The 1,101-nt window shown below is 58.9% G+C and carries 1 protein-coding gene; it reads right to left on the minus strand.

Going from position 1 to position 1,101, the window contains the following annotated elements:
• The coding region (locus tag EJ903_RS27480) for a calcium-binding protein (protein WP_281274774.1) at nt 1–1,101 on the minus strand (1,101 nt) is incomplete at both ends.

Genomic DNA, 1,101 nt, shown 5'->3' on the forward strand with positions numbered 1-1,101 from the left:
TGGAAAGGCTGGTGCGCACCTCGTCGCTGCCTTCACCGGCCAACTCCGTCACCACATCGCCAGCATCGTCCACGATGTAGACGTCGTTCCCGAGACCACCCACCAGCGTGTCGTTGCCCACGCCGCCCTGGATCAGGTTGTCCAAGGCATTGCCCACACCGGTGAAGTTGCCGGTGCCGATGTAACTGAGCGTTTCCACATTTGCCGACAGACTGTAGCTGGAAAGGCCGGTGCGCACCTCGTCGCTGCCTTCACCGGCCAGCTCCGTCACCACGTCACCAGAGTCCTCTACGATGTAAACATCGTTTCCCAGGCCGCCCTCAAGCATATCATTTCCGGCACCGCCGCTAAGCGTATCATTCCCGCTTTCGCCCCACAAAAAATCATCGCCATTGCCACCATAAAGTACGTCATCATCATCTTCACCAAACAGGAAGTCCTTACCATCACCTCCGTAAAGTGTGTCTTTTCCTTCGTCGCCTAAAAGTCTGTCATTTCCATCACCACCAAAAAGTTCATCACCACCTCTCCCCCCAAGCAAAGTGTCGTTGCCTGCCCCGCCATTGAGCACATTGCCAGCGTCGTCGCCGAGCAACCTGTCTGCACCGGCTCCACCGATAGCGTTCTCAATTCCGATCAGGACGTCTTGGCCGACATCACCACCGCTCGCCGTTCCCGCCAGCAGATCGACGTACAGCGTTGACGTCGCCGCAGAATAGTCCGCTGTGTCATTTCCAACACCGCCCGACAGCGTGTCATTGCCCAGACCACCTACCAACGTATCGTTGCCCACACCGCCCTGGATCAGGTTGTCCAAGGCATTGCCCACACCGGTGAAGTTGCCGGTGCCGGTGTAGCTGAGCGTTTCCACATTGGCCGAAAGGCTGTAGCTGGAAAGGCTGGTGCGCACCTCGTCGCTGCCTTCACCGGCCAGCTCTGTCACCTCATCGCCAGCATCGTCCACGATGTAGACGTCGTTACCCAGACCACCCACCAGCGTGTCGTTGCCAGCGCCGCCTGACAGCGTGTCATTGCCCACGCCGCCCTGGATCAGGTTGTCCAAGGCATTGCCCACACCGGTGAAGTTGCCGGTGCCGGTGT

The organism is Azospirillum griseum, assembly GCF_003966125.1.
Classification (GTDB): domain Bacteria; phylum Pseudomonadota; class Alphaproteobacteria; order Azospirillales; family Azospirillaceae; genus Azospirillum; species Azospirillum griseum.